We start from the raw sequence: 20,151 nt of genomic DNA on the forward strand, positions 1-20,151 counted from the left end.
TTCGGTCCTCACCTTCGCCCGAAAAGCCGCTCGATATCGGAGAGCTTCAGTTCGACATAGGTCGGCCGGCCGTGATTGCACTGGCCGGAATTGGGCGTTTCTTCCATCTGGCGCAGAAGCGCGTTCATCTCGTCCGGCTTCATGCGCCGGCCCGAACGCACCGAGCCATGGCAGGCCATGGTCGCGGCCACATGGTCGAGCTTTTCCTTCAGGCGCGTGGAGGCGTCGAATTCGGCAAGGTCGTCGGCAATGTCGCGTACCAGGCCCCTGGCATCGACCTCGCCGAGGAGAGCCGGCGTCTCGGTGACGGCGACGGCGCCCGGCCCAAAGGGCTCGATCCCGAGACCGAGCTCGGCGAGTTCCCCGGCGCGCGCGGCGATGCGCTCCACATCCTCGGCGGGAAGCTCGACGATCTCCGGGATCAGCAGCATCTGCGTCGGCACGGCGCGCGCGCCGAGCGCCGCCTTCAGCTTCTCGTAGACGATGCGCTCATGGGCAGCGTGCTGGTCGACGATGACCAGCCCGTCCCCGGTCTGGGCAACGATGTAGTTCTCGTGCAACTGCGCACGCGCCGCGCCGAGCGGGTGGGCAAGGAATGCTGGGGCGGCTTCCTCTTCTGGCTCAACGGCGCGGAATTCCGCACTCGGACGGTCGTCCACGAAGACGGCCTGGGCCGGCTCGGCAAAGCCGTGTGCGGCGGCGGCGCCTGCCGCAGCAGGCTCCGGCGCGCCCCAGCCGCGCCAGGCGGCGCCCTCTGAGGCGCTGCCATTCCAGCGCCCGGAGGCGGCGGGCGCGCTCTGGGGGCGAAAGGCGGCGAGCGTCTCCGTGCCCCCCGTCGAGGCGGCGCGGAAGCCATGCGCGCCGAGCGCCTCGCGGATCGCCCGGATCAGCAGGCTGCGCGCCAGGCCCGGATCGCGGAAGCGCACCTCGGCCTTCATCGGATGGACGTTGACGTCGACCTCGGCGGGGTCGACCTCGAAGAAGAGCGCCAGCACGGCATGCCGGTCGCGCGCCAGCACATCGGCATAGGCGGCGCGGATCGCACCCGACAGCATGCGGTCCCGCAGCGAGCGGCCATTGACGGTGACGTACTGGGAGAGCGAGTTGGCGCGGTTGAAGGTCGGCAGGGAAACGAAGCCCGAGATTCTCATCCCCTCCTTGACGCCTTCCACCGGCACGGCGTTCTCGGCGAATTCGGCGCCGAGACAATCGGCGAGGCGGGCGAGCGGATCCTGGCGGGCCGGCCAGTCGAGCGGCTTCCTGTCGGCGCCGGCGAGCGTGAAGCGGACCCTGGGGTGGGAGAGCGCGATCCGGCGCAGCGTGTCGGCGACGGCGCTCGCCTCGGCCCGATCGGAGCGCAGGAACTTCAGCCGCGCGGGCGTGGCGAAGAAGAGGTCGCGGACTTCCACCTGCGTGCCGGCCGCGCGGGAGGCGGGCGCCGGCTCGTCCTTCCTGCCGCCGTCGACGACGATCTGCCAGGCATGCGGTTCGCTCCCGTGGCGGCTCTCGATGCGCAGCCGCGCTACGGCGCCGATCGAGGCGAGCGCCTCGCCGCGAAAGCCGAGAGAGGCGATATGGAAAAGGTCGTCGTCCGTCAGCTTGGAGGTGCAATGCCGGTCGACGGAAGCGGCAAGATCATCGCGCCCCATGCCCTCGCCATCGTCGGTGACGCGGATAAGGCTCTTGCCGCCGCCCGCCGTCACCACCTCGATGGCGCTGGCGCCGGCGTCGATGGCGTTCTCCACGAGCTCCTTGACGACGCTCGCGGGCCGCTCGATCACCTCGCCGGCGGCGATGCGATTGACGACGTGATCTGGAAGGGCGCGGACCGGCACCTTCTTTGCCCCTCTCAGCTCTTTGGGATTCGCATGGGGCGGAGTCTGGACAAGACCGCCCCCTTTGGGAAGGGGCGGGCCCAAGGCTCCGGCAGAGCGGGGAAAAGCTTTTCGAGAACCGCCCTAGCGGAAGAGACGGGTGAAGAAGTTGCCTTCCTTCTTCTCGGTGCGGTTTTCCGGATCGACCGGCGCGTTCGGGGCCGGCTGGCGGTACTTGCCCGGCGGATCGGTGAGGTAGCGGCGCTCGGTGATGCCGATGCCCTTGGATTCGTTGAGCGCCTTCTGCACGTCGCGGCCGGCCGCCCGATCGCGCTGCGTGACGTATTTGGAGTTGATGACCTCGTTGCGGTCGGACGTGTTCGCCGGGCCGGTACGACCCCGCGACAGCGCGCCGAGCGGCTTCAGGCTCGCCACGTATTCGGGCGTGAGATCATCGCGGGCAATGTCGCGGCCGTTGCGGTCCTGCGGGCTCTCGGCCCGGATGCCGACCGGCTTGGTCTCGCCGCCACCAGGCCATTGCGCGGTGCGCACATCGGCCCCTTCCTCGGGCGCGCGCAGACCGGCATTTTCGGGCGGCATGACGAGCGGGGAGCGGGGCTTGTACTCGATATGCTCCTGCTTCTTGGCGAAGCCACCGATGCCGGCCACCTCGGAGAAGATCGCCATCTCGGGCGCCTCGCCGGTGCCATAGGTCGTCGCGGCCGGACAGCCACCGAGCAGCCCCGCGCTCCCGACGAGAACCGAGATCGCCGTCACGCGCCTCAGCGCCAGATGCGCTGCCGAATTCGCCATGAGACCCATACCCCTTCGCTCGGGCGCGTCCGCGCTTGTGCGCAGCCGCCCGTCGTCCTCTTTCGCGGACCGTCGGGCCCGCGCCTCTTCCACCCCGGTTGACAGAACCGGCCCCGCAGGGCGGCCTGGACGATGCGGCTTATCACAGACAGGCAGCACCGGTCGACACTCGGTCATCAGCCTGCCGGTTTCACGTTTTTCGGGCATTTTGAGGGCGCTCGCTCATCCAGGCGAGGATTACCCCGATCACCCCGGCCACGATCCACACATCGGCAAGATTGAAGACGTACCATTCGAAATCGCCGACATGGAACAGGAAGAAATCGGCCACTGCGCCATAGGCGAAGCGATCGAGGACGTTGCCCAGCGCCCCGCCGATGATGAGGCCGAGCGCGATCGCCGGCAGGGCGCGCTCGACCTGCCAGAGCCACCAGGAGAAGAGCGCCGCGCCCGCAAGGCCGACGCCGATCAGGAGCCAGCGGCCGCCGTCGCTGCCCTGGGAAAAGAGGCCGTAGCTGACGCCCTGGTTCCAGACGAGGACGAGGTCGAGAAACGGCGCAAGCGCGACGCGCCCCTTCGCGGCGATGTCGAAAGGCCCGAGCATGTAGAGCTTGTGGGCCTGATCGGCCGCGAAGGAGAGGACGGCGACGAGGACGCCGAGCCGAAAGGGGCTCATGCGTCCTGCCGCCTTTGCCGAGCCTGGCGCAAGATCGGCCTCACCCGACACGCGCGGCGCGCTTGAATTCGCGCATCGCCGCCGCATCGCGCGGCGTCAGGTCCGGATAATCCGGATCGGAGCCGACCTCCGGCGAGATCTTCCAGGAGCGGGCGCACTTCTTCCCCTGCGCCATCGCCGGCATGACGGCGATGCCGTCCACCTCGGCAAGGCGGAAGGCCTGGTGCGGGCCTTCGCCCTTCCTCAGCTCGACGGCCGAGGTGATGGCAATCTCGGCAAGGTCGATCTCGCCCAGGATGCGCAGCAGCCCGTCATCCTCGACATAGACGAGCGGCGCGGCTTCCAGCGAGGAGCCGATGCGCTTTTCGCGCCGCTCCACCTCCAGAGCGCCCGTCAGCACGCGGCGCACCGACCAGATCTTCTCCCAGCGCGCTTCCAGCGCTTCGTCGCGCCAGTCGGCCGGAATCCGCGGGAAAAGCTCCATGTGCACGCAGGCATCCTCGCCGTGGCGCGACATCCAGCTCTCCTCGGCGGTGAAGGGCAGCATCGGGGCGAGCCACTTCACCAGCGCGTCGAAGAGGAGGTCGATGACGGTCAGGGCCGCGCGGCGCCGGTTCGACGAGATCGGATCGCAGTAGAGCGCATCCTTGCGGATGTCGAAATATTCCGACGAGAGGTCGATCGTCATGAAGTTGAAGATGGCGAAGAAGGCCCGCTTGAAGTCGTAGACCTCGAAGGCCCGGCTCACCGTCTGCTCCAGACGGGCGAGCTCCGACAGGATCAGCCTTTCCAGCTCGGGCATGTCCTCGAAGGCAACGCTCTCCTCCGGCCGAAAATGGGCGAGCGTGCCCAGCATCCAGCGGATGGTGTTCCTCAGCTTGCGGTAGGAATCGGCGTTGGTCTTGAGGATTTCGGGACCGATCCTCAGATCCTCCGAATAGTCCGAAGACACCACCCAAAGGCGCAAGATGTCGGCGCCCGACTGCTCGATCACCTGCTGCGGCGTCACCTGGTTGCCGAGCGACTTCGACATCTTGCGCCCGTCCTCGGCCATGACGAAGCCGTGGGTGAGCACCGCGTCGTAGGGCGCCCGGCCGTTGGTGCCGCAGCTTTCCAGGAGCGAGGAATGGAACCAGCCGCGATGCTGGTCGGAGCCTTCCAGGTAGAGGTCGGCCGGCCATTTGAGGTCTTCCCGCTCCTTCAGGACGAAGGCGTGGGTGCAGCCGGAATCGAACCAGACGTCGAGGATGTCGTCGACCTTCTCCCATTCGTCGGGATTGTAGCCTTCGCCGAGGAAGCGCTCCTTGGCGCCCTCGGCGAACCAGGCGTCGGCGCCCTCCTTCTGGAAGACCTCGACGATGCGCGCATCGACCTCTTCGTCGGCGAGGAGCTCGCCGGTCCTGGCATTGACGAAGACGGCGATCGGCACGCCCCAGGCGCGCTGGCGCGACAGCACCCAGTCCGGCCGGTGCTCGATCATACCGCGCAGGCGGTTCTTGCCGGCGGCGGGATAGAAGCGCGTCGCCTCGATCGCCCGCACGGCCCTGTCGCGCAGCGTGTCTGTGCCCTCGATCGGCTCGTCCATGTAGACGAACCATTGCGGCGTGTTGCGGAAGATCACCGGCTTCTTGGAGCGCCAGGAATGCGGATACTGGTGCTTCAGCCGGCCGCGGGCGAGCAGCCGGCCGGCGGCGACGAGCGCTTCGATCACCAACTTGTTGGCGTCGCCCTTCCTGCCCTTGTCGTCGATGACGCGCACGCCCTCAAAGCCCGGCGCATCGGCGGTGAAAGCACCGTCCGCGTCGACCGTGTAGGGGATCGTCGTATCGATGCCGCGGCCGCGCAGATCGTGGGCGTTCTCCATCCACGCCTCGAAATCCTCGCGGCCATGGCCGGGGGCGGTGTGGACGAAGCCGGTGCCAGCGTCGTCCAGGACATGCTCGCCCTCCAGCAGCGGCACGTCGAAGGCGTAGCCGCCGAGACCTGCATCGCGGAAGGGATGGGCGCAGGCCGCGATCGTCGCCGGATCGACATCGGCGACGCGCTCATAGCCCGAGACGCGCGCCCTCTCGAAAGTGTCGGCTGCGAGATTGTCGGCGAGGACCAGCCTGTCGCCCTTCTTCGCCCAGTTCTCCTCTGGCGCTTCCGTCACCTCGTAAAGGCCGTAGGCGATGCGCGCCGAATAGGCGATGGCGCGGTTGCCCGGCATCGTCCAAGGCGTCGTCGTCCAGATGACCACCGAAGCCCCGGCAAGCGGGCCCTCTCCGAGGACCGGGAACTTCACCCAGACCGTGTCGGATTCATAGTCGTGGTACTCGACCTCGGCCTCGGCCAACGCCGTCTTCTCCACCACCGACCACATGACCGGCTTGGAGCCGCGGTAGAGCTGGCCGGAGCGGGCGAACTTCAACAGTTCGCCGGCGATGATCGCCTCGGCCGGAAAGCTCATCGTCGTATAGGGCTTCTTGAAGTCGCCGACGACGCCGAGGCGCTTGAACTCATCCGTCTGCACGGCCATCCAATGCTCGGCGAAGTCGCGGCACATCTTCCTCAGCGCGACCTTGTCGACGGAATCCTTCGACTGGCCCTTGGCTCGCAGCTGTTCCTCGATCTTCCATTCGATCGGCAGGCCATGGCAATCCCAGCCCGGCACATAGTTGGAATCGAAGCCCATCATCTGCCGGGAGCGGACGATCACGTCCTTGAGGATCTTGTTGAGGCCCGTGCCGATATGGATGTTGCCGTTGGCGTAGGGCGGGCCGTCATGCAGGACGAACTTCTCGCGGCCCTTCGCAGCCTCGCGCTGCCGGGCGTAAAGGTCCATCTCCTCCCAGCGGGAGATGATCTCCGGCTCCTTCTTCGGAAGGCCGGCACGCATCGGGAAGTCCGTCTTCGGCAGGAAGAGGGTCTTGGAATAATCCTGGGCCGCCTCTTCGACGGCCGTATCGGTATCGCTCATTGTATCGTCCTGAGCTTCAAGATGATGGAAAGGCGCGTCGCTCGCCCGCATCGGTGGCGGGCGCAAATCCCCGGCCCCTTCAGAGAGAGGCCGGGCGGCTAATTCGAAGCTGCGCTATGAAGCTGCCGTGCATGCCGGGGCTTTTAGCCGAGCCGGGCGGCAATGAAAAGCAGGCGCCGGCGCTGGCGGGCCGACGAAGCATGAGTTCAGGCAAGGCCCGCCTCCTCCGCCTGCCGCTCCGCTTCGGGCCAGGCGGCGGCAATCTTGCGGTCGAGATCGTGGAGCGGGCGGGCGGCGAGGATTTTCCGCGCCTCCTCCGCGTCGACATTCATGCGCTCCACGAGGGCATCGACGCTGCCAAACTTCTCCTCACCGCGGATCCAGCCGATCAGCGAAACGAGGCCCATCTCGCCGTAAAGGTCGCCATCGAAATCGAAGATGAAGGTCTCCAGCCGCGGCGCGCCATCATCGAAAGTCGGGCGGCGACCGAAGCTCGCCACGCCGTCATGCACGCTTCCGTCGGGCCGCGTGTAGCGCACGGCGTAGATGCCATGGGCAAGGGCGCAGGCAGGGTCGAGGACCATGTTGGCGGTGGGAAAGCCGAGATCGCGGCCGCGCCTGTCGCCCTCCACCACCCGGCCGACCAGCGACCAGTCCCAGCCGAGAAGCTCGCGCGCCTCCTCGACCCTTCCCTCGCCGAGCGCCTCGCGGATGCGGCTCGAGGAAATCGCGCCCGCCTCGTCGCCATGCTTCTCGACGACGGTGACGCCGAAGGAATTAAGGACGCCCTGACGCTTGAGGAATTCCGGCGTGCCCTTGCGCCGGTGGCCGAAATGAAAGTCGTAGCCGGTCACGACATGGCGGGCGGCGAGCCTTTCGACGAGGACGGAACGGACGAAGTCCTCCGCCTCGGTCTCGGCGAAGGCAGCGTCGAAGCGGGCGACGAGCATGCCGGAGATGCCGTGGGCGGCGGCGACGGACGCCTTCAGCACCGCCGGCGTCAGGCGAAAAAGCGGGGTTTGAGGCGCGAAGAAGCTTCGCGGATGCGGCTCGAAGGTCAGGATGATCGTCGGAACCGAAAGATGCTGCGCCTCCGCCTCGGCCGCGGCAAGCACGGCCTGATGCCCCTCGTGCATGCCGTCGAAATTGCCGATCGCGACGACGGCGCCGCGCCAGGCTTGCGGCATCTCTTCAAGGCTCTTCAGCAGGAAGGTGCTCTGGTCCATCGGGTTGTTCAGCGCGCCCGCCCGCCGCTCCAGACGAGATAGGGCAGATAGGCAACGACGTGCCTTTCCTCGTCGGCGAGCCGGTCGCGCACCTTCTGCGGATCCGGCGCATGGGCCGGGCCGAACTCGCCGGCATGAATGCCGGCCGTCACCATCAGGCAGGCGATGCCGGCCTGGTTGGCGCCGCGGATATCGGTGTTGAAGGCATCGCCGATCGCCAGCACCTTGTCGCGGGAAGGATGGCCGATGGCGGCGAGCGCGGCGTCGTACATCGGCGCAAAGGGCTTGCCGACCAGGATGACCTCCTGCCCCATCTCCTCCTCGTAGAGCCGGGCGAGCGCGCCGGCGCACCAGACATGCTCGCCGCCGCGCTCCACGATGATGTCGGGGTTGGCGCAGACCATCGGAATGCCGCGCGAGGCGAGATGGGCGAGCCGGTCGCGGTAATCGTCGGGGGTTTCGACTGTGTCCTCGGCAAGGCCGGTGCAGGAGATGGCGACGGCCTCGTCCGGGCCGACGAGCTTCACGCCGAGCCCGTCATAGAGCGACAGGTCGCGGTCCGGCCCGATATGGTGGATGCCGCCCTTCTTGCCGTATTCGGCAATGGTGGCGCGCGTGACGTCGCCGGACGTGACGATCTCGTCGTAGCTTTCGGGGCCGGCACCGAGCAGCGTCAGCTGCTCGCGCACGGGGCCGTGCGGACGCGGTGCGTTGGTGATGAGGGCAACCTTGCCGCCGCGCCGGCGAAAGGCCGCCAGAGCCTCGACAGCGCCCGGATGGGCAGCGACGCCGTTATGGATGACGCCCCAGACATCGCACAGGACCGCCTCGTAGGCGTCGGCGATTTCCGACAGGCCCGATATTTCGCTTGGTTGCATTGATCCCGCATGCGCTCGGCGCCGAGGTGTGAAGCGCCAGCCGCGCCTAGCCCCTTTGGGGGCGTTCCGTCAATCCAGCGAAGGGCGTGGGGGGCGCGCGAAGGCAGGACGAGAGGGCGGACGACACGTCCGCAACGCCATGTTCCCAGGCCAAAGCAGGCGCGCGCATGACGGCAAGATGAAGAGATGTTCATTGGGCTTCTTCCAGAGAGCGCTATATGACGATGCGCCACGGAGCCCAGCAACCTGCTCCAAAGCGGAGACTTCACCTTGAAGCATTTCCCGTCCAAACTACCGGCCCTCGTCGGAGCGTTCATGGCCACTTTCACCGTTTCCCTCGCACTCGATCAGGCGCCGGCATATGCCGAAGACAAGGCGCCGGCCGAAGCCGCGAGTGCCGCACCTGTCGCGAAGATCGCTCCCAACGCCGAAGAGTTCACACTCTCCAACGGCATGGACGTCGTCGTCATTCCCGACAAACGCGCCCCCGTCGTCACCCATATGGTCTGGTACCGCGTCGGCTCGGCCGACGAGCAGGCCGGCCAGTCTGGCAACGCCCATTTTCTCGAACATCTGATGTTCAAAGGCACGAAGGACCATCCGGAAGGCGAATTCTCCAACCGCGTCTCGGCGATCGGTGGCGAGGAGAACGCCTTCACCTCCAACGACTACACCGGCTACTACCAGCGCGTGGCCAAAGAGTACCTGCCGGAAATGATGGCCTTCGAGGCCGACCGGATGTCGAACCTCGTGCTCACGGACGAGGTCGTGGCGCCGGAGCGCAAGGTCATCCTGGAAGAGCGCCGCATGCGGGTCGACAACGATCCGGGCTCGCTGATGAACGAGGCGCTCAACCGCATCTTCTACCTCAACCATCCCTACGGGCGGCCGACGATCGGCTGGGAGCAGGAAATCAAGGCGCTCAACGCCAAGACGGCCCTCGACTTCTACCATCATTTCTACACGCCCTCGAACGCCATCCTGGTGGTGGCGGGCGACGTGACGCCGGAGGAAGTGAAGAAGCTCGCCGAGGCGACCTACGGCAAGATCGCTTCCAAGGCCGACCGGGCGCGCCCGCCGCGGCCGGCCGAGCCGGTCTCGCCGGGGCCGCGCTCCATCACGGTGCGCGACGAGAAGGTGCGCGAGCCGTACATGCTGCAGTTCTACCCGGTGCCCTCGGCCGTGACGGCCAAGCCCGGCGAGGCGGAGGCGCTTTCGGTGCTCGCCGACATTCTCGGGGGCGGCGCGACGAGCCGCTTCTACGACGAGCTCATCCGGGGCGGCGGCAAGGCGACCTATGCGAGCGCCTATTACTCACCGACCGCCGTCGATGACAGCCGCTTCATCGTCTACGGCATTCCGCGCGACGGTGTGGACCTCGGGGCGCTCAAATCGGCCATCGAGGCCTCCATGAAGAAGATCGCCGAGAACGGCGTCTCCGAAGAGGAGCTGACGCGGGCGAAAAACTCCGTCGTCGCCGATGCGGTCTATTCGCAGGACAGCCAGCAGTCGCTGGCCCGCATCATCGGCTCCGCGCTCGCCGTCGGGCGGACGCTGGAGGATGTGCAGACCTGGCCGGCGCGGATCCAGAAGGTGACGGCCGAGGACGTGCAGAAGGTGGCGGAGCGCTATCTCGATCCGGACAAGGCCGCGACCGGCTATCTGGAGCCGGAGGTGGTAAGCGGCGCCGCGGATGCGCCCAGCGCCGCCGCCCCCGACCCCGCCATGCAGGCGACGAGCGGAGCGGAGATGCGCTGATGCGAAACCTCCTTTCCCGCCCCGCCGCCCCGCTCGCCCTTCTCATCGGAGCCACCATGAGCCTCGCCCTCGCCATGCCGAGCCCGGCCAAAGCCATCGACATCCAGGAAGTCACCTCGCCCGGCGGCATCACCGCCTGGCTGGTGGAGGATTACACGGTGCCGATCGTGACCGTGCAGTTCGCATTCCGCGGCGGCTCGGCCCAGGACCCCGACGGCAAGGAAGGCACCGGCAACCTCCTTTCCGGCCTTCTCGACGAAGGCGCGGGCGACCTCGATTCCAAGACCTTCCAGACGCGGCTCGAAAACCGCAACATCAAGCTCTCCTTCGACATCGGCCGGGACGCCTTCTACGGCAGCCTGAAGACGCTCGCCGACAACCGGGAGGAAGCCTTCGACCTGACGCGCATGGCGCTGAGCGAGCCGCGCTTCGACGACGAGCCGGTATCGCGCATCAAGGCGCAGATCATCTCCAAGCTCCGGAGCGAGGAGACCGATCCGGAGGATCTTGCCCGAAAGGCCTGGTCGCACGAACTCTTCGGCGAGCATCCCTACGGCCATGACAGCGAGGGCACGCCGGAGACAGTGGAAAAGCTGACGGCAGAGGACCTCAGGGGCTTCGCCGCGAAGAACCTCGCCCGCGACAACCTCGTCGTGGCCGTGGTCGGAGCGATCGACGCGGAGACGCTGAAGGGCGATCTCGACAAGCTGTTCAGCGGACTTCCCGAAAAACCCGAGCTCAGGCCAATCCCCGATGTCGTCGCCACCAACGGCAAGAGCGAGCATATCGACCTGCCGGTGCCGCAGACGGTGATCCGCATCGGCGGGGCCGGGCTGAAGCGCGACGATCCGGACTTCATTCCCGCCTATGTCGCCGACCACATCCTCGGCGGCGGCACCTTCTCCTCGCGGCTCTACCGCGAGATCCGGGAAAAGCGCGGCCTTGCCTATTCGGTCGGCTCCAGCCTCGTGCCGCTCGACCATTCCGGCGCCTGGGTGGCGGCGGCGGCGACCCGCTCGGACGCCGCCAAGGAAGCCGTCGACCTGATGCTGGCCGAGGTGAAGGGGCTCGCCGAAAAGGGCCCGACCACGAAGGAGCTGGACGAGGCGAAGTCGTATCTGACCGGAAACTACGCCCTGCGCTTCGATTCCTCGGCCAAGATCGCCAAGCAGCTGCTCGGCATCCAGCTCGACCGGCTGGGCATCGACTATGTCGACAAGCGCAACGATCTCATCCGCTCCGTCAGCGAAGACGATGTGAAGCGCGCCGCGACCCGCGTCTATGGCGCCCCGGCAAGCGTCGTCACGGTCGGCTCGAGCTCCAGCTAAGCGCCCATTCCGCCTCTGGTATTTGACAGGGCCGCCGGCTTGCCGGCGGCCTTTTGGCGCGTGGCTTGCCCTCGCCGGGGCACTCTGCAAGTTTGGCGCAGGGGAGCGATCGGGAGCGCGGCATGCGCAGATTGGATTTACGCGGTAGCGACAGGCGTCGTCGGGCGGGGTTCGGCGGCATCCTCCTGGGGGCGGTGCTGGCGGCCGGCCTGGCCGCGCCGGCGGCTGCGGGCGAGGTGGCGCGCGCCGGCGAGGCGGCCGAGGCGGCGCTGGCCGCCGGCGACACGGTGAAGGCGCTCGCGGCGCTGGAAGGGGCAGTCGACAGCGTCTGGCGCGAGGGCCCGCTCGCCTTCCGCAAGGCGCTCGCGGTCGATTCCGTCGCCGGCTTCGCCGATTACGAGCCAAGGGACGACAAGCCCTATGCGCCCGGCGAGGCGATGCAGGTCTATGTCGAGCCGGTCGGCTTTGCCTATGCGCCGGAGGGCGGCAAGCATCGCGTTCGGATGAGCGCCGACCTTGCCATCACCAATCCGACGGGACAGGTAATCGTGGAAGGCAAGGACATGTTCTCCATCGACACGGCGCTCGCCCAGCCACGCCGCGAATTCGACCTCGTCCTTTCCTACAAGGTGCCGGAGCTTGCGCCGGGCAGCTACACGGCGGAATTCAAGCTGCGCGACGCGGCGAGCGGGAAAGAGGCCTCTTTCTCCGTGCCCTTTGAGATCGCCGCCAGCACGGCCGAGAAAACGGACTAAACATGGATGTAAAGACCGCCCTCATCGTCGGCGCCGGAGCCGGCCTTTCGGCCGCCGTGGCGCGCCGGCTCGCCGCGCGAGGGACCCGGGTGGCGCTTGCGGCCCGCTCCATGGAGACGAACCTTGCCCTGGCGGAGGAAGCCGGCGGGCGGGCCTATCGCTGCGACGCCGCGGAGCCGGAGGAGGTCGAAGCCCTCTTTGCCGCCGTCGAGGCCGATCTCGGCGCGCCGGGCTTCGTGCTCTTCAATCCAAGCTACCGGGTTCGCGGATCGCTCGTCGAACTCTCGCCGCATGAGGTCGAAAAGTCCCTGAAGGTCACCGCGCTCGGCGGCTTCCTCGTCGCCCAGCAGGCCGCGAAGCGGATGATCGAGGCCGGCGAAGGGGCGATCTTCTTCACCGGCGCTTCGGCAAGCGTCAAAGGCTTCGCAGGTTCGGCACCCTTCGCCATGGGCAAGTTCGCCCTGAGGGGCCTTGCCCAGTCGATCGCCCGCGAGCTTCAGCCGAAGAACATCCATGTGGCGCATTTCATCATCGACGGCGCCATCCTGACGCCGGCTCGCACGGAGCCTGCCGACCAGCCGCAATCGATGCTAGAGCCCGACGCGATCGCGGCGAGCTACATGTCCGTCCTCGACCAGGAACGCTCCGCCTGGAGCTTCGAGGTGGAGCTCAGGCCATGGCTGGAGAAGTTCTAGGCCCTTCCCCTGCCCGCGTGACTTCCAGCTCGACCCGGCGCGGATCGAAGGCGATGCGCGTGGCGATGCGGAAGACGGACGGATAGGGGTTCTCGTAAGACCAGCAGACGTCCGGCACGAGCCCGTCCGCAGTCTTCAGCGAATAGTAGCTGGCGACGCCCTTGTAGGGGCAGGTGGTGATGGTCGCGGAGCGATAAAGCAGCGAGAGCTTCAGATCCTGGCGCGGAAGATAGTAAACGGCGGGATAACCCTCCTCCTCCAGGAGCACCGCGCGCGTGGAGGACGCAATGGGCGTTCCGCCCTGGCTGGCGCGGACCGTGCCGGCGAAGGCGGACAGCCGAATCCTGCGTCTCCGTTCTGGTTGCGCCATGTGTGCAATTCGCCCGGTGGTGGTTCGGGCGCAATAACAAAGCGAAGCGCAGCGTTATTGCAACCACAAAAGTTAGCCGCGACATCACCTCAACGGCAAGCAGCCTCCGGGCCTCCACCATGGTCGGTCAAAGGAGGCGGCCGCCAGGTTGCCGGCGGCCGCGCAATTGCGGTCAGGCGGCGAGCTTGGCCGCGATCGTGGCCACATGCCGGCCCTGGTAGCGGGCGCCATCGAGTTCGTTCTCGCTCGGCATTCGCGAGCCATCCGCCGCCGAGAGTGTCGATGCGCCATAGGGCGAGCCGCCGGTAATCTCGTCCATCTTCGTCAGGCCCTGGAAGGCATAGGGCAGTCCGACGATGACAAAGCCCTGGTGCAGGAGCAGGACCTGCGTGGAGGTAATGGTCGTCTCCTGCCCGCCATGCTGCGTGCCGGTCGACGCGAAGACCGCCCCGACCTTGCCGACGAGGGCGCCGTTCGCCCAGAGCGCACCGGTCTGGTCCCAGAAATTCTTCATCTGCGAGCACATGACGCCAAAACGGGTCGGGGTGCCGACGATAACGGCGTCATAGTCGGCAAGCTCGGACGGATCGGCCTCCGGATAGGGCTGGTCGAGCAGATAGCCGGAACTCTCCGCCACCTCCTGCGGGACCAGTTCCTTGACGCGCTTGATGGTGACGTCGGCGCCGGCGCTCCTGGCGCCTTCGGCAACCGCCTCGGCCATCTTCATCACATGGCCCCAGCTCGAATAATAAAGGATGAGAACTTTCGCCATTTTCCAATGTCTCCTTGCGTATGGACAGGTCCAGCCGATAGGTAGACCAGTCGCCCCGATCCACCAGGGCGGTGAACGGAGTGTCGTGCCCCGCAAGGGGATGTCTGTCGCCGCACCGGCTTCAACATTTTTTCGGCAGACCGCTCCTGCGGCCAGTTGACAGGCTGCCAGGCAACACCTATCTCCGCCGCGCTTCTGGCACTCACCTTAGGCGAGTGCTAACAGCATACTCATTCCCATCATGGGGCACCGCGCCCCGCACATAGGACGCGAGGAAGAAACATGAAGTTCCGCCCTCTGCATGACCGCGTTGTGGTCCGCCGCCTTGAGTCTGAAGAAAAGACCAAGGGTGGCATCATTATCCCCGACACCGCCAAGGAGAAGCCGCAGGAAGGCGAGATCGTCGCCGTCGGCCCGGGTGCCCGTGACGAAAACGGTCAGGTGCAGCCCCTCGACGTGAAGGTCGGCGATCGCATCCTGTTCGGCAAATGGTCGGGCACGGAAGTCAAGATCGATGGTGAGGACCTCCTGATCATGAAGGAGTCCGACATCATGGGCATCATCGAAACGGATTCCATGGCGCAGGCCGCGTAATCGCGCCCGCGCCTTTTTCGTACCAGAATCAAACCGATAGAGGTTCCGAATATGGCAGCCAAAGACGTAAAGTTCTCCGCCGATGCGCGTGAGAAGATGCTGCGCGGCGTCGACATTCTCGCCAACGCCGTGAAGGTGACGCTCGGCCCGAAGGGTCGCAACGTGGTGATCGAGAAGAGCTTCGGCGCTCCGCGCATCACCAAGGACGGCGTGACCGTCGCCAAGGAAATCGAGCTTGAGGACAAGTTCGAGAACATGGGCGCCCAGATGGTGCGCGAAGTGGCGTCGAAGACCAACGACATTGCCGGCGACGGCACCACGACCGCGACGGTTCTCGCCCAGTCGATCGTGAAGGAAGGCGCCAAGTCGGTCGCCGCCGGCATGAACCCGATGGACCTGAAGCGCGGCATCGACCTCGCCGTCGCCGCCGTCGTGAAGGACCTGGAGAGCCGCTCCAAGACGATCGACACGTCCGAGGAAGTCGCCCAGGTCGGCACGATCTCGGCCAATGGCGACAAGGAAGTCGGCCAGATGATCGCCGAGGCGATGCAGAAGGTCGGCAACGAGGGCGTCATCACGGTCGAGGAGGCCAAGAGCCTTGAGACCGAGCTCGAGGTCGTCGAGGGCATGCAGTTCGACCGCGGCTATCTCTCGCCGTACTTCATCACCAATGCCGAGAAGATGGTCACCGAGCTGGAGGATCCCTTCATCCTCCTGCACGAGAAGAAGCTCTCCAACCTGCAGGCAATGCTGCCGGTGCTGGAGGCTGTCGTTCAGTCCTCCCGTCCGCTGCTGATCATCGCCGAGGATGTCGAGGGCGAGGCCCTGGCGACGCTGGTCGTCAACAAGCTGCGCGGCGGCCTCAAGGTCGCGGCCGTCAAGGCCCCGGGCTTCGGCGATCGCCGCAAGGCCATGCTGCAGGACATCGCGACGCTCACGGGCGGCACGGTCATCTCCGAGGACCTCGGCATCAAGCTTGAGAATGTCGGCCTCAACGAGCTCGGCACCGCCAAGAAGGTGACGATCACCAAGGAAGAGACCACGATTGTCGACGGCGCTGGCGAGAAGGCCGACATCGAGGCCCGTGTCGGCCAGATCAAGGCCCAGATCGAGGAGACCACCTCCGACTACGACCGCGAGAAGCTGCAGGAGCGGCTGGCCAAGCTCGCCGGCGGCGTCGCGGTGATCCGGGTCGGCGGTGCGACCGAGACCGAGGTGAAGGAGAAGAAGGACCGCGTCGACGACGCCCTCAACGCCACCCGCGCGGCGGTCGAGGAAGGCATCGTCCCGGGCGGCGGCGTCGCTCTCCTGCACGCCAAGAAGGCGGTCGAGGGTCTTTCCTCCGACAATCCGGACGTCCAGGCCGGCATCAAGATCGTCATGAAGGCGCTCGAGGCTCCGATCCGTCAGATCGCCTCCAACGCCGGTGTCGATGCTTCCGTCGTGGTCGGCAAGATCGTCGACAAGGGCGAGGCCGACTGGGGCTTCGATGCCCAGATGGAAGAGTACAAGAACCTCGTCCAAGCCGGCATCATCGACCCGACCAAGGTCGTGCGCACGGCGCTGCAGGACGCGGCTTCGATCGGCGGCCTTCTGGTCACCACCGAGGCCATGGTCGCAGAGCTTCCGAAGAAGGACTCTCCGGCTCCGGCGATGCCGGGCGGCGGCATGGGCGGTATGGACTTCTAAGCCAGTCCAGGCTGAAGAAACGGGAAAGGGCGGCTCTCGGGCCGCCCTTTTTCTTTGCGTTCTTTTCGGAGGGCGCGCGCTGCGAACGGCGGAAGCTAGATCGCCGGCCTGAGGCGCGCGTCGTAGAGGATGGTGCGGTATTCGGGCGCCGCGCCCGGCTCGGCGGGCTCCGCCGCGTCCTTCGTCTCGTCCGCCTTCGCCGTTTCCGTCTCGGCGGACTGGGCGGCGCGATCGGTCGGCACTGGCACAAGCGGGACGCTCTTGCGCGGCTGAGGGCTCGCGGCAGGCTCGCTCGCAGCGACAGGACGGTCCGGATTGGCGGCAGCCATTTCCTGGAGCGCGCGGGAGGCGCCGGGCCCGAAGACCACGCCGAGACCGATGAGCAGGGTGAGGCCGGTCAAGACGGCGATACCCGTCATCAGCCTGCCCTGGAGCTCCACGGCAATCGCGCGCTTGTCGTCCGGTTCTTTCTTCTCGGCCATGGATACGCGGCCCACTTGCGGGCCGATCACGGTTGTGACCGGCAGCTTTGCCGCAGCCTTAACCGCAATCGATTTGAAAATGGTTACTGCAGACGAAACAGAAGGGCCGGCGGCACATGCCACCGGCCCTTCCCTGTTTTTCGAAGCTCAGCGAAGTCCCTAGAGACTGGCGATGACCTCACAGACGTTCACCGTGTCGGCGGGGAAGCCGGAAGGGCTCGCCAACACCTCGCCGCAGGTCGTCTTCAGCTTCTCCACATCCCTCGTGCTGAGCCCGGCAAGGGCCGCGTTGAGGTCCGCGCGGCTGAGCGAGGCGAGATTGCCGATCGCAGCCGTGGAGGTGGAGGGGCTCGTCGCGGTCGTGCCGGTCGTCGGCGCCGTCGTGGTGGTCGTCGGCGTCGCGCCGATCGTCACGTTGGCGGTCGGAGCCGTGCCGACAGTGGCGGTAGCGGGCGTGCCGGCGGCGTTCACACCGACATTGGCGTTCGTCCCGGTCCCGCCGGTACCGACATTCGCGGTCGCATTGGCCGTGTCACCGACATTTGCCGAAGCCGTCGCGCTCGTGGGGTCGGTGGTATTGGCCGAAACATCGGCATTCGCCGTATCTCCGACATCTGCCGAGACGTCGCCAGTGACGCTATCTCCCGTGCCGATATTGGCGCTGACGCTGGCGCCGCCGACATCGCCACTGGCGCCCACACCGCCGCCGCCAGCGGAGGCGCTGGCGCCCTGCGCATTCGCCACTCCAACCCCTGCGGCATACAGCAGGAGACCCGTTGTCGCGGCTGCAATCAACCATCTGTATTCAGTGCTCATCGTCCACCTCCGTTGTTATCCGATGTCGGTGGGGCGGCTCGATTTCCTGAAACTTCCGTGCGGCCCACCATTGCGAGGGAAAGACGAGCCAGCAGCAGATCGTTGCAGGCACAATCTGGGTGTGGTTAGCAGGCTCCTAACACTTCTCAACCCAACGAATTCAATAAGTTAGCTAACAAGACGACACGCCGCACTGTCGCAGCGCGCGGACTTGCGGGCTTTGCAAGCGCGGTGAACGGCCCGTTCGCAGGCGTTTGCTTCATCCGATCCGGTCTATCTAGAAGTCCAACGCCGAATTCCTCAGGAGACCTCATGGCCCAGTTCAATGCCCTCTTCGCGCTCGTCGGGCGCGTCCTTCTCGCCTTCATGTTCGTTCTGGCTGGATTTTCGAAGATCGGCGGCTTTGCCGGCACGCAGCAATACATGGAATCGGTAGGCGTGCCGGGCGCGCTTCTGCCGCTCGTCATCCTCGTCGAGCTCGGCGGCGGGCTTCTGGTGGCGCTCGGGCTCTTCTCGCGCTGGGCCGCGCTCGCGCTCGCCGGCTTCTGCGTCGCCGCCGCCTTCCTCTTTCACTTCTCGCCGGATGATCAGATGGCGATGATCAGCTTCCAGAAGAACCTCGCCATCGCGGGCGGCTTCCTGATGCTGACGGCCTTCGGGCCGGGCGCCTGGTCCTTCGACGGCGCCTGGCGCCGCGGCTGACGCCTCAGGCGCCGCCGGCGAGCACTCCGCCGAGCGCTTCCTGAAGATCGGCCGCCGCCTTCCTGCCCGCCTCGCTCCAGGGCGCGCGGGCCGCGGCGGCCAGATGCGCCTCGGAGCGCAGGATGACGCCGTCCGAGAGCACCTTCAGATGGTTCGCCTTCAGCGTGGAACCGGTGGAGGTGATGTCGACGATGACATCGGCAAGGCCGGCCGCGGGCGCGCCCTCCGTCGCCCCCAGGCTCTCCACGATGCGGTAGAGCGCCATGCCGTGGCTCTCCAGGAAGCGCTGGGTGATGTTCCAGTACTTCGTCGCGATCCTGAGCCGGCGCCCGTGGCGGGCGAGGAAACCGGCGGCGACATCGTCGAGATCCTCCATCGCCGCGACGTCGATCCACAGTTCCGGCACGGCCATGACGACATCGGCATGGCCGAAGCCGAGCGGTGCGTGGCTTTCGATCTTTTCGCGCCAGGCCGGGATCGTCTCCTGAAGGAGGTCGAGCCCCGTCACGCCGAGATGGATACGGCCCTGGCCGAGCTCGCGCGCGATCTCGGAAGCGGACAGGAAGGCAACGTCGATCTGCGGCCTGCCGACGACCTGACCGCGATATTTGCGGGCCCCGCCCTGACGCGAAATCTCGTAGCCGGCGGCGGCGAGAAGCTCTTCGGTCTTCTCCATGAGCCGGCCCTTGGAGGGGATGGCGATGGTGATCGTCTCGCTCACGATGCCTCTCCGGCGCGCGCTGCGGCCGGACGGCCGAGATCGATGGTGAAGCCCGCGGCCGGGATCGGCCTTTCGGCACCGAGCATTTCCAGAAGCCGGTCGTAGCGTCCCCCGCCGGCGGCGGCACGGCCGGTGGCGGCATCGCGGATCTCGAAGACGAGGCCGGTGTAATAGTCGAGCGGGCGGCCGAAGCCGGCGGAAAAGAAGATGTCGAGCCCCTTGCCCCTGCGCTCCAGCTTGGCGAGGCGGCGCGTGACGCGCTCGCCGGCCTCGGACAGATCGATGCCGTGGTCGCGGCGGAATTCGGCAAGGCGCTCGGCGAGCGTCTGCGGGGCGGCCTCGATGGAAAGGAACGCCTCCAGCACCTTCACCTCGCCGCCGCGCGTCGTCGTCTCGTAGAAATCGCGCTGCTCCAGGAAGCGGGCGGCGATCTCCTGCGGGTCGCGGCCGGCAAAGGGCTGGTAGCCCTCCGCCTCGAAACGCTCGGCGAGCTGGGCGGCAAGCAGCTCCTTCTCGCCCGTCGCGGCCGCTTGTTCCAGTTCCGGCGTGAGCGCCGGCCGGGCGCCGTTGCCTCCCCCGTCCCGGAGGCGGGACAGCAGCGCGTGCATCTTTGCTTCCGCCCCGAAGGCGCGGCGCAGGCGCTGGCGCCAGGCGGCGGGAAGGTCGAGCGCGGCGAGGAGCGCGGCGAAGAGGCCGATATCGCCGACGCGCAGGCGCATCTCGGCAAGGCCGGTGCGCCGCACGCCCTCCACGGCAAGCGCCAGAAGCTCGGCATCGACGGCCGAGCGCTCGCCCTCGCCGATCACCTCAAAGCCCGTCTCGGCGCGCTCGGCCATGCCGCGGTCGTGGCGGCGGAAGACGAGGCCCTCGTAGAAATAGCGGCCCGTCTCGGCCCCGGAGGCGAGATGCGTCAGGCAGACGGGGATGGTGAAATCGGGACGGAGAGCCAGACGCTCGCCGCTCGGGCCTTCCGTCACGAACATGCGGCGGCGGATATCCTCGCCCGCCGTCTCCAGGAACGGATCGGCGGCCCAGAGAACGGGCAGGTCGACGGGCGCGCCGCCCGCCGCCTCAAAGAGGGGGCGCAGGCTCACCTTCTTAAA

General features: G+C 67.0%; 19 protein-coding genes. 7 read left to right on the plus strand and 12 right to left on the minus strand.

The window, feature by feature from the left end:
- Positions 1-8: 8 nt before the first annotated feature.
- The 6 genes from mutL to CLD20_RS09480 all read right to left on the minus strand — a co-directional run bounded on the left by mutL (position 9) and on the right by CLD20_RS09480 (position 8,366).
- Positions 9-1,835, minus strand: coding sequence for a DNA mismatch repair endonuclease MutL (gene mutL, locus CLD20_RS09455; RefSeq protein ID WP_224406367.1), 1,827 nt, complete (start codon positions 1,833-1,835; stop codon positions 9-11).
- Between the two features lie 123 nt (positions 1,836-1,958).
- Positions 1,959-2,627: a hypothetical protein gene (locus tag CLD20_RS09460; protein WP_224406368.1), complete on the minus strand. Its 669-nt coding sequence runs from the start codon at positions 2,625-2,627 to the stop codon at positions 1,959-1,961.
- Positions 2,628-2,817: 190 nt separating this feature from the next.
- A complete protein-coding gene (gene lspA / locus CLD20_RS09465; protein ID WP_224406369.1) occupies positions 2,818-3,303 on the minus strand; it encodes a signal peptidase II in 486 nt (161 codons plus the stop codon).
- A 40-nt stretch (positions 3,304-3,343) separates the two neighbouring features.
- On the minus strand, positions 3,344-6,262 hold the full coding sequence (ileS, locus tag CLD20_RS09470) for an isoleucine--tRNA ligase (protein ID WP_224406370.1): 2,919 nt from the start codon (positions 6,260-6,262) through the stop codon (positions 3,344-3,346).
- A gap of 206 nt (positions 6,263-6,468) precedes the next feature.
- Positions 6,469-7,488: a bifunctional riboflavin kinase/FAD synthetase gene (locus CLD20_RS09475; RefSeq protein WP_224406371.1), complete on the minus strand. Its 1,020-nt coding sequence runs from the start codon at positions 7,486-7,488 to the stop codon at positions 6,469-6,471.
- 8 nt (positions 7,489-7,496) lie between these two features.
- Complete coding sequence (locus CLD20_RS09480; protein ID WP_224406372.1) at positions 7,497-8,366, minus strand: TIGR01459 family HAD-type hydrolase; 870 nt, start codon at positions 8,364-8,366, stop codon at positions 7,497-7,499.
- 315 nt (positions 8,367-8,681) lie between these two features.
- On the opposite strand from CLD20_RS09480, the gene CLD20_RS09485 reads away from it, so the two are divergent.
- The 4 genes from CLD20_RS09485 to CLD20_RS09500 all read left to right on the plus strand — a co-directional run bounded on the left by CLD20_RS09485 (position 8,682) and on the right by CLD20_RS09500 (position 12,902).
- Positions 8,682-10,124 carry a pitrilysin family protein gene (locus CLD20_RS09485; protein WP_224406373.1) on the plus strand — a complete coding sequence of 481 codons (1,443 nt, stop codon included), beginning with the start codon at positions 8,682-8,684 and terminating at the stop codon, positions 10,122-10,124.
- Positions 10,124-11,452 carry a pitrilysin family protein gene (locus CLD20_RS09490; protein ID WP_224406374.1) on the plus strand — a complete coding sequence of 443 codons (1,329 nt, stop codon included), beginning with the start codon at positions 10,124-10,126 and terminating at the stop codon, positions 11,450-11,452. Before CLD20_RS09485 ends, CLD20_RS09490 begins: the two co-directional genes overlap by 1 nt.
- 122 nt (positions 11,453-11,574) lie before the next feature.
- On the plus strand, positions 11,575-12,207 hold the full coding sequence (locus tag CLD20_RS09495) for a hypothetical protein (RefSeq protein ID WP_224406375.1): 633 nt from the start codon (positions 11,575-11,577) through the stop codon (positions 12,205-12,207).
- Positions 12,208-12,209: 2 nt separating this feature from the next.
- Positions 12,210-12,902, plus strand: coding sequence for an SDR family NAD(P)-dependent oxidoreductase (locus CLD20_RS09500; RefSeq protein ID WP_224406376.1), 693 nt, complete (start codon positions 12,210-12,212; stop codon positions 12,900-12,902).
- Here the strand turns inward: CLD20_RS09500 and CLD20_RS09505 are convergent.
- On the minus strand, positions 12,877-13,272 hold the full coding sequence (locus CLD20_RS09505) for a DUF427 domain-containing protein (protein WP_224406377.1): 396 nt from the start codon (positions 13,270-13,272) through the stop codon (positions 12,877-12,879). The genes CLD20_RS09500 and CLD20_RS09505 overlap by 26 nt on opposite strands.
- A gap of 172 nt (positions 13,273-13,444) precedes the next feature.
- Positions 13,445-14,044 carry an NAD(P)H:quinone oxidoreductase gene (wrbA, locus tag CLD20_RS09510; RefSeq protein ID WP_224406378.1) on the minus strand — a complete coding sequence of 200 codons (600 nt, stop codon included), beginning with the start codon at positions 14,042-14,044 and terminating at the stop codon, positions 13,445-13,447.
- Positions 14,045-14,326: 282 nt separating this feature from the next.
- Between wrbA and groES the strand changes: the two genes are divergently transcribed.
- Entirely contained in the window at positions 14,327-14,638 is a 312-nt protein-coding gene (groES, locus tag CLD20_RS09515; RefSeq protein ID WP_224406379.1) for a co-chaperone GroES, read from the plus strand.
- Positions 14,639-14,689: 51 nt separating this feature from the next.
- Positions 14,690-16,327, plus strand: coding sequence for a chaperonin GroEL (gene groL, locus CLD20_RS09520; RefSeq protein ID WP_224406380.1), 1,638 nt, complete (start codon positions 14,690-14,692; stop codon positions 16,325-16,327).
- A gap of 95 nt (positions 16,328-16,422) precedes the next feature.
- Here the strand turns inward: groL and CLD20_RS09525 are convergent, their stop codons facing one another.
- Positions 16,423-16,809, minus strand: a complete 387-nt coding sequence (locus CLD20_RS09525; protein WP_224406381.1) for a hypothetical protein — start codon at positions 16,807-16,809, stop codon at positions 16,423-16,425.
- A 159-nt stretch (positions 16,810-16,968) separates the two neighbouring features.
- Positions 16,969-17,553 carry a hypothetical protein gene (locus CLD20_RS09530; protein WP_224406382.1) on the minus strand — a complete coding sequence of 195 codons (585 nt, stop codon included), beginning with the start codon at positions 17,551-17,553 and terminating at the stop codon, positions 16,969-16,971.
- Between the two features lie 384 nt (positions 17,554-17,937).
- On the opposite strand from CLD20_RS09530, the gene CLD20_RS09535 reads away from it, so the two are divergent.
- A complete protein-coding gene (locus CLD20_RS09535) occupies positions 17,938-18,327 on the plus strand; it encodes a DoxX family protein (protein ID WP_224406383.1) in 390 nt (129 codons plus the stop codon).
- A 4-nt stretch (positions 18,328-18,331) separates the two neighbouring features.
- On the opposite strand, the gene hisG is transcribed toward CLD20_RS09535, so the two are convergent.
- Entirely contained in the window at positions 18,332-19,048 is a 717-nt protein-coding gene (gene hisG, locus CLD20_RS09540; protein ID WP_224406384.1) for an ATP phosphoribosyltransferase, read from the minus strand.
- Entirely contained in the window at positions 19,045-20,142 is a 1,098-nt protein-coding gene (locus CLD20_RS09545) for an ATP phosphoribosyltransferase regulatory subunit (RefSeq protein WP_224406385.1), read from the minus strand. Before CLD20_RS09545 ends, hisG begins: the two co-directional genes overlap by 4 nt.
- Positions 20,143-20,151: the final 9 nt, after the last annotated feature.

The sequence above is a fragment of the Afifella sp. IM 167 genome, assembly GCF_020144925.1.
In the GTDB taxonomy this organism is placed as follows: domain Bacteria; phylum Pseudomonadota; class Alphaproteobacteria; order Rhizobiales; family Afifellaceae; genus Afifella.